This is a genomic window from Terrabacter sp. P5_B1 (assembly GCF_056400505.1).
Window position 1 is genome coordinate 1 of the sequence record NZ_JBFULD010000192.1, and the last position, 8,075, is coordinate 8,075.

Sequence of the window (8,075 nt, forward strand, 5' to 3'; positions counted from 1 at the left end):
CGGGTCGCCCCAGCTACCTCAGAGGTTGCCGCGCTTGTCCTGCTCGCGCTCGATCGCCTCGAAGAGCGCCTTGAAGTTGCCCTTGCCGAAACCGAGCGAGCCGTGCCGCTCGATGAGCTCGAAGAAGACCGTCGGCCGGTCACCGAGCGGCTTGGTGAAGATCTGCAGCAGGTAGCCGTCCTCGTCGCGGTCGACGAGGATCTTGCGCTTCTGCAGCTCCTCGATCGGCACGCGGACGTTGCCGATGCGAGCGCGCAGCTCGGCGTCCTCGTAGTAGCTGTCGGGGGTGTCGAGGAACTCGACACCGTTGGCCCGCAGGGCGTCGACCGAGGCGAGGATGTCGTTCGTCGCGACGGCGAGGTGCTGGGCTCCGGCGCCGCGGTAGAACTCGAGGTACTCGTCGATCTGGCTCTTCTTCTTGGCGATGGCCGGCTCGTTGAGCGGGAACTTCACGCGGTGGTTGCCGTTGGCGACGACCTTGCTCATGAGCGCTGAGTAGTCGGTCGCGATGTCGTCACCGATGAACTCGGCCATGTTCACGAAGCCCATGACCTTGTTGTAGAAGGTGACCCACTCGTCCATGTGGCCGAGCTCGACGTTGCCGACGATGTGGTCGAGCGCCTGGAAGAGACGATTGGGCTGGCCGTCGCGCTTCTCGTAGGAGGAGCTCGTGGCGACGTAGCCCGGAAGGTACGGGCCGGCATACGTCTGCCCGTTCACGTGGCGCTGCACGAGCGTGTGGCGGGTCTCGCCGTACGTGGCGATCGCCGCGGTGCGCACCGTGCCGTGCTCGTCGGTGTGGTCGGTCGGCTCCTCGAGCACCGTGGCGCCCGCCTTGCGCGCCTGCGCGACGCAACGGTCGACGTCCGGCACCTCGAGGGCGATGTCGACGACGCCGTCGCCGTGGCGGCGGTGGTGGTCGGCGAGGGGGCTGTCCGGGTCGACGGCGCCCTTGACGACGAAGCGGATCGAGCCGCTCTTGAGGACGAACGCCTTGTGGTCCCGGTTGCCGTTCTCGGGGCCCGAGTAGGCGACGAGCTCCATGCCCCAGGCGCTCTGGTAGTAGTGGGCGCTCTGGGTGGCGTTGCCCGCGACGAAGACGATCGCGTCCCATCCGGTGACGGGGAAGACGTCGGTGTTCTCGTCGTACTCGACGAGACCGACGAGCTGCTTGAGCTGGTCGAGGTCGAGGTCGGCCTCGCGCTCCTGGTCGGTGAGGTCGGCGGCCGCAGAGGGCATCGTGTCGGTCATGGAGCGAGGGTGACCGAGTGTCCCCGGGTGTGCAAGAGCAGCTGCCGCAGGTGAGCACAGTGCGCAAAGTGTTGCCTGTATGCCGGGTCGTGCTGGACACTCTGACCATGACGTCATCCGTGGGGCCGGGGACCCGCCCGCCGGTCGACCATCTGGACTGCCGGATCCTGCTCCTGCTGCTCACCGAGCCGGGCATCGGCGTGCTCGGTGCCTCCCGCCGGCTCGGCGTGGCGCGCGGCACGGTGCAGGCCCGCCTGGACCGGCTGCAGCGCACCGGGGTCCTGCGTTCGATGGCGCCCGACGTCGACCCCGCGGCGCTCGGCTACCCGGTCACGGCGTTCTGCACGCTCGAGATCCGCCAGGGCCGCGGGGGTCACTCCCCCGTCGTCGAGCACCTTGCCGCCATCCCCGAGGTGCTCGAGGCCCACACGATCACCGGTTCCGGGGACGTGCTCATCCGCATCGTCGGTCGCGACAACGCCGACCTGCAACGCGTCATCGACCAGGTCGTGGACGACGCGCACGTCACCCGGGCCTCGACCGTCATCTCCCTCGCCACCCGCCTCGACCACCGCACCATCCCACTCGTCGAGCACCTCCTCGGGGCCACCTCGTGACGGGGTAAGACCGCACCAGCCGACCGACCTCGACCACCGCCCCTCGGACCAGGAGCTCCCGTGACCGCCAATCCCTACACCCCAAGGCCCGCCGTAGAGCTGACCCACCCCGAGTGGAGCCGCAGCGCGACGATCTACCAGATCAACCAGCGCCACTTCACCCCCGAGGGCACCTTCCGCGCGGCGGAGGCGCACCTGCCGCGCATCCGCGACCTCGGCATCGACATCGTCTGGCTCATGCCGGTCCACCCGATCGGCGATGAGAACCGCAAGGGGGTGCTCGGCAGCCCGTATGCCGTCAAGGACTACCTCGGCGTCAACCCCGAGTTCGGCACCCTCGAGGACCTGCGCCACTTCGTCGACACCGCCCACGGTCTCGGCCTGCGGGTCATCCTCGACTGGGTCGCCAACCACACCGCCTGGGACAACCGTCTCGTCGAGGAGCACCCCGAGTGGTACGCCCGTGACTGGAAGGGCGACTTCCGGCCGACCCCGTGGTGGGACTGGGACGACATCATCGACCTCGACTACGACAACCCCGACCTGCGCCGTTACATGACCGAGGCCATGAAGTTCTGGGTGCGTGACGTGGACGTCGACGGGTTCCGTTGCGACGTGGCGGGATTCGTGCCGGTCGACTTCTGGGAAAACGTGCGGACCGAGCTCGACGAGATCAAGCCGGTCTTCATGCTCGCCGAGTGGGAGTCTCGCGACCTGCACGTGCGCGCCTTCGACATGACGTACGGCTGGAGCTGGAACGAGACACTGCACAAGATCGCGCACGGCAAGGCCGACGTCGAGGCGCTCAAGGTCTACTACGCCTGGAACGACCGCTTCTACCAGCGTGACGCCTACCGGATGCTCTTCGTCAGCAACCACGACAAGAACGCCTGGGAGGGGACGGAGTACGAGCAGTTCGGCGATGCGCTCGTGCCCGCGATCGTGCTGTCCGTCATCAGCGAGGGCATGCCGCTGGTCTACAACGGGCAGGAGGCCGGCAGCGACAAACGGCTCATCTTCTTCGACAAGGACGAGATCGAGTGGCGCGAGGACGAGCAGGGCGAGCTCTACCGCACCCTGTTCGCGCTGAAGAAGCAGCACCCCGCCCTGTGGAACGGCGCCGCCGGCGGTCGCATGGTGCGCGTCCCGAACTCGGACGAGTCGGCGGTGCTGAGCTTCGTCCGGGCCGTCGGTGACGACCGCGTCTTCGGGGCCTTCAACTTCAGCGACGAGGACCGGACGGTGAGGCTCGGCGACGGTCCACAGGTCGGCGCCTGGCGCGACGCCTTCACCGGCGAGACGCTCGAGCTGGGGCGGGGACAGGACTACCACCTGCCCGCGTGGGGCTACCAGGTTCTCGTCGGCGCCTGAGTGCCTCCCGCCCGATCGAGAGAGTGGTCACGGATCGGCACGCAGTCACCGCGAAAGGGGTGACGCAGACGGCCTCGATCCGCAAGGATGGAGGTGCGTACCCGTCGGTGCTCCCCTGTCCCGGCGGGTACGTCTGCGCCCAGCCGACGTCGCACCGACAGGTCGGGTTCGGGGCGGGTGTCGCGCTCTCCCACGTGGCGGGACACCCCACGTGGTCTCGCGCGAGAGCCGTGGAGGGCTGACGTCGTCCAGGCGACGGTCAGCCCTCCCCGGCACCCTTTCGGCGGTGCGGTCGTCAGGGCGTGACGGTGATCGGGCTGCCGTTGCTGACGAGCTTCCAGTCGAGGCTGGAGAAGGTCGCCGGGTCGATGACCTTGTTGGCCGTCGCCCAGTCGATGAGCAGCTGACGGATCTCGATCTGGCGGTTGTAGACGACCGGGGCGGTCGCGACGCCCGGGAAGCCGCCGCCCCCGGACTGACGGTAGTTGTTGATCGCCACGACGAAGCGGGCGTCCGACGCGACGGGGCCGCCGGCATACGCGAGGTCGACGATGCGGGAGCCGACGGCCTTGGCGAGGTCGATGTCGTAGGTGAGGTGGGCGTCGAGCCCACCCATGATGTCGTAGTTGTAGTCGGGGGTCCCGTTGGCGCCGGTGATGGTGTCGGCGGCGACCGGGCCGGTCGTCGTGCAGGGCTGGAAGTACTCGGCGCTCTTCTCGAGGTAGGCCTTGACCTGCGCCCCGGTGAGCACGATCCCGAGCAGGGTGTTGTCGTAGATGTAGAGGCCGGCCACGTCGCGGATCGTCACGTCGCCGGCCGGGATCGCGGCGAGCTTGTTGAACGGCGCCGCGATCGACAGCACCGGGAGGGACGCCTCGGGCGTGCCCGCGAGGGCCTTCTTGACCGCGTCGGCCTGGACGTAGTTGATGAAGTCCATCGCGGCGGTGTCCTCGTAGCGCGACGTCGCCGCCGACATGGCCGTCGTGCACGTCCCGATGACGCCGTTGACGTAGGTGAGGACCCTCTGGTGGGCGGCGGCGACGGCGCGGGTGACGGCGGGGTCCTCGGGCGCGACGTTGGAGTTGTAGAGGGTCGCCTCGGAGTGCACGACCTCCCACTGCCCACGGACCTTCTGCAGGTCGAGCGACATGCGGGTGACGCGCATGCCCCAGTAGTACGGCTCGGAGAGCAGCACCTGCTTGCCGGTCTGCTGGTTCGTGACGTAGCGCTGGGGGATCTCGAGGTGGGCGTGGCCGACGAGCACGGCGTCGATGCCGGGGACCTGCTCGGCGAGGAGCGCGCTCGCGTTCTCGACGTAGGGCAGCGCGTCGCCCCACGAGGACTTGCCGTTGTCGCCGGAGTGGCACGCGACGAGAACGACGTCGGCGCCGGCTGCCTTGAGGCGGGGCACCATGACCTTGGCCTGCTCGATGATGCCGGGGAACCTCACCTTGCCCTCGACGTTCGTCTTGTCCCAGATCGCGACGCCGGGCGTCACCAGGCCGAGGACGCCGACCTTGATCGGCTTGCTGCCGGACACCTTGACCGTCTTGATGACCCACGGCTTGAAGACGGGTGCCCCGGTGTTCCAGTCGACCGAGTTGGCCGAGAGCAGCGGGAAGTCCAGCTGCTTCTCGAAGGCCCGCAGCGTGTCCAGGCCGTAGTTGTACTCGTGGTTGCCGAGGGCGGCGGCGTCGTAGCCGACCTGGTTCATGGCGGCGGCCATCGGGTGCTTCGCGCCGCCGGTGATCGGGTCGATCTTGGCGTAGTAGTACGCGAGCGGCGTGCCCTGGATCGTGYCACCGGCGTCGATCGTCAGGGTGCGCTCGGCACCGACCTCTGCGCGGATCGCCTTGATGATGGATGAGGCCTTGGCGACGCCGATGTCGTTGTGCGCCTTGTCGTCGTACTCGGCGTTCTTGAAGTAGTCCCAGTTGTAGACGTTGCCGTGCAGGTCCGTCGTGCCGAGCACGGTCAGTCGCACCACCTCGCCGTTGGTGCCCGGCGCGGGGGCCGCGCCGGCCGGCGAGGCGGCACCCACGGTGGCGAGTCCCGCGCCCCCGACGGCGGCGAGGGCCAGCAGCTGGCGACGGGTGGTCGAGGATCCGAGGCGGTCAGGGCTCGCGGAGGTGTGGTCGGTGCTCATGTCGTCCTTCGTGTGTTCGGTGCTCGATCGGAGCAGTCCGTGTCCAGGTGCGCGGCTCGCCCCCGAGGCGCGAACCAGACCCTAACCCGACATCTCGCGCGGAAAGGGGCGAGCAGGCGTGCGGATCGTGAACGGTCAGCGGCGTCCGACGAGCCAGAGGCGGATCTTGTCGATGCGCTCCGAGACCTGGTCGGACGACGCGGCCGCGAGGTCGGGGCCCCCACACACCCGGCGCAGGTCCATGTGGACGTTGGCGTGCGGCAGGCCCTTCTGCCGGGCGTAGGTCGCGACGAGCTTGTTGAGCTCCTTGCGCTGCGCAGCCAGGGCCCGGTGCGCGGCGACGGGCATCGGCGCGGACGCCCCCTGCGGCGCCTTCCTGACCTGGCGGCTCTGCCGCTCACGGAGCAGCGCAGACACCTGGTCGGGCTCGAGGAGGCCCGGGAGCCCGAGGTACTCCTCCTCGTCCTCGGAGCCGATCTGGGCGTGCATGCCCCACTGCTGCTTGTCGAAGAGCACGTGGTCGAAGTGGGCGTCGGACTCGAGTGCCTCGAAGGCTCCCTCGTCGAGGGCGCCGCTGGCCTTGTCGGCGCGGTTGGCCTCGTCGAGCAGGCTCTGCTCCTCGGCCCACATCTGGCCGATGTCGTCGGGGTCGGGCTTGCGGTCGAGCGCGTGGTCGCGCTGCTCCTCGAGCCGCGACGCGTGGTCGAGGACGACCGGGACGGACGGCAGGAAGACCGACGCGGTCTCACCGCGCCGACGAGCCCGGACGAAGCGGCCGACGGCCTGGGCGAAGAAGAGTGGCGTGGAGGTGGACGTGGCATAGACGCCGACGGCGAGGCGCGGCACGTCGACGCCCTCGGACACCATGCGCACCGCGATCATCCAGCGCTCGTCGCTCGCCCCGAAGTCCTCGATGCGCCTGCTGGCCCCGAGGTCGTCGGACAGGACGACCGTGGGAGCCTCGCCGGTCAGCTGGCGGAGGATGGCGGCATACGCCCTCGCCTGGGTCTGGTTGGAGGCGATGACGAGGCCGCCGGCGTCCTCGACGTGCCTGCGCACCTCGGTGAGGCGGCGGTCGGCCGCCGCGAGCACCGCGGGGATCCACTCACCCTTGGGGTCGAGCGCCGTGCGCCACGCGTGCGCGACGAAGTCCTTCGTCATCGGCTCGCCGAGGCGCGCCTCGAGCTCGTCGCCCGCCTTCGTGCGCCAGCGCATGCTGCCGCCGTAGGCCATGAAGAGCACCGGGCGCACGACGCCGTCGCGCAGGGCCTCGGCGTAGCCGTACGTGTAGTCGCTCGAGCTCACCAGCGTGCCCTCGGCGTCGAGCTCGTAGGTGACGAACGGGATCGGCGAGGTGTCCGAGCGGAAGGGCGTGCCCGTCAGCGACAGGCGACGGGTCGCGGGCTCGAACGCCTCGCGTATGCCATCACCCCAGCTCTTCGCGTCACCGCCGTGGTGGACCTCGTCGAGGATGACGAGCGTCGAGCGCGACGTCGTCAGCTCACGGTGCAGCGACGGGCGCGACGCCACCTGGGCATACGTGACGGCGACGCCGTGGTAGTCGTCGCTGTGCCGACCGACGCTGTTGCTGAACTTCGGGTCGAGACTGATACCGACGCGGGCGGCGACATCGGCCCACTGGGTCTTGAGGTGCTCGGTGGGGGCCACGACGGTGACGCGCTGGACGATGCCGGCGGTGAGCAGCTCGGTGGCCACGCGCAGGGCGTACGTCGTCTTGCCGGCGCCCGGCGTCGCGACCGCGAGGAAGTCCCGCGGCGACCGCGCAAGGTAGAGGTCGAGCGCCTCCTGCTGCCAGGCACGCAGCTTGCTGGCGGTACCCCAGGCTGCCCGCTCCGGGAAAGCGGGTGGGAGATGGAAAGCGGCGCCGGAACTCATAGAGGGATCACCGTAACGAATCTCCCGAGGCGACATGCCGAGGCCCCGCCCTGCGGACGGGGCCTCGACCCGGATGGTATGCCGCTCAGTCGCCGTCGCGACCGGGTGCGGCAGGTGCGCGACGGGCGCCGGCGGTCACCGGCCGGCGCGGTACGCCGTCCACTGGGCCTGCATGCGCGAGACCTGACCGGCCGTGAAGGTCGTCATGCACGAGTCGTACGTGTAGTCCATGAAGTTCTTGATGGGGTCGAGACCCGGGCTGGTGCACGTGTCGCGGCCGGTGGGGCACTGGTAGGCCGCGCTGGCCTCGGCAGGCGTGTCGTCGACGTAGTCGCCGTTGCCCTTACAGCCACCCTGGAAGGTGTGGTAGAGCCCGACCCAGTGGCCGACCTCGTGCGTGGCCGTGTCGCCCTGGTTGTAGTTCGTGGCGTTGCCGCCGGGCAGCGACCCGGTGAGGATCACCACCCCGTCCATCGCGTCGTAGGTGCTCTTCGGGAAGGTCGCCCAGCCGAGCAGGCCCTGCCCGATGTTGGCCGAGTAGAGGTTGAGGTCGGCCATCGTGCCCTTGCGGAGGGTCGTCTTCATGCTCTTCTCGGCGGCCGAGCCCGGCGTCACGGTGTACCAGGACGCGTTGCTCGTCGAGTCGGACCCCGCGAGGCTGAAGCTGAGACCGGTGCCGGAGTAGGCGCGGTTGAGGACGGTGACCTGGCTGCTGATCGCGCTGCTGCTGACGGCGCCCCGGCTGCCGTCGGTGATGGTGTGCCAGTAGACCTTGACCGTCGTGGGGGCGAACG

General features: G+C 69.4%; 6 protein-coding genes. 2 read left to right on the top strand and 4 right to left on the bottom strand.

The annotated features are described in order from the left end of the window. Nucleotides 1–18 precede the first annotated feature (18 nt). Entirely contained in the window at nt 19–1,251 is a 1,233-nt protein-coding gene (hppD, locus tag AC1DP0_RS14090; RefSeq protein WP_478085177.1) for a 4-hydroxyphenylpyruvate dioxygenase, read from the bottom strand. Between the two features lie 107 nt (nt 1,252–1,358). On the opposite strand from hppD, the gene AC1DP0_RS14095 reads away from it, so the two are divergent. Together AC1DP0_RS14095 and AC1DP0_RS14100 are read left to right on the top strand one after the other, a co-directional pair. Further along, nucleotides 1,359–1,868: an Lrp/AsnC family transcriptional regulator gene (locus AC1DP0_RS14095; protein ID WP_478085178.1), complete on the top strand. Its 510-nt coding sequence runs from the start codon at nt 1,359–1,361 to the stop codon at nt 1,866–1,868. A 60-nt stretch (nt 1,869–1,928) separates the two neighbouring features. After that, nucleotides 1,929–3,239, top strand: a complete 1,311-nt coding sequence (locus tag AC1DP0_RS14100; RefSeq protein ID WP_478085179.1) for an alpha-amylase family glycosyl hydrolase — start codon at nt 1,929–1,931, stop codon at nt 3,237–3,239. A gap of 295 nt (nt 3,240–3,534) precedes the next feature. On the opposite strand, the gene AC1DP0_RS14105 is transcribed toward AC1DP0_RS14100, so the two are convergent. From AC1DP0_RS14105 to AC1DP0_RS14115, 3 genes are all read right to left on the bottom strand, one after another. After that, nucleotides 3,535–5,385, bottom strand: a complete 1,851-nt coding sequence (locus AC1DP0_RS14105; RefSeq protein ID WP_478085180.1) for a bifunctional metallophosphatase/5'-nucleotidase — start codon at nt 5,383–5,385, stop codon at nt 3,535–3,537. 135 nt (nt 5,386–5,520) lie between these two features. Further along, nucleotides 5,521–7,281: a DEAD/DEAH box helicase gene (locus AC1DP0_RS14110; protein ID WP_478085181.1), complete on the bottom strand. Its 1,761-nt coding sequence runs from the start codon at nt 7,279–7,281 to the stop codon at nt 5,521–5,523. A 135-nt stretch (nt 7,282–7,416) separates the two neighbouring features. Beyond that, nucleotides 7,417–8,075, bottom strand: a 659-nt coding sequence (locus AC1DP0_RS14115) for a zinc metalloprotease (protein WP_478085182.1), incomplete at its 5' end; no start/stop codon positions are given.

Bases quoted from the DNA above. Each gene is read 5' to 3' on its own strand.
- hppD (WP_478085177.1), bottom strand. From the start codon at position 1,251: ATGACCGACACGATGCCCTCTGCGGCCGCCGACCTCACCGACCAGGAG.
- AC1DP0_RS14095 (WP_478085178.1), top strand. From the start codon at position 1,359: ATGACGTCATCCGTGGGGCCGGGGACCCGCCCGCCGGTCGACCATCTG.
- AC1DP0_RS14110 (WP_478085181.1), bottom strand. From the start codon at position 7,281: ATGAGTTCCGGCGCCGCTTTCCATCTCCCACCCGCTTTCCCGGAGCGG.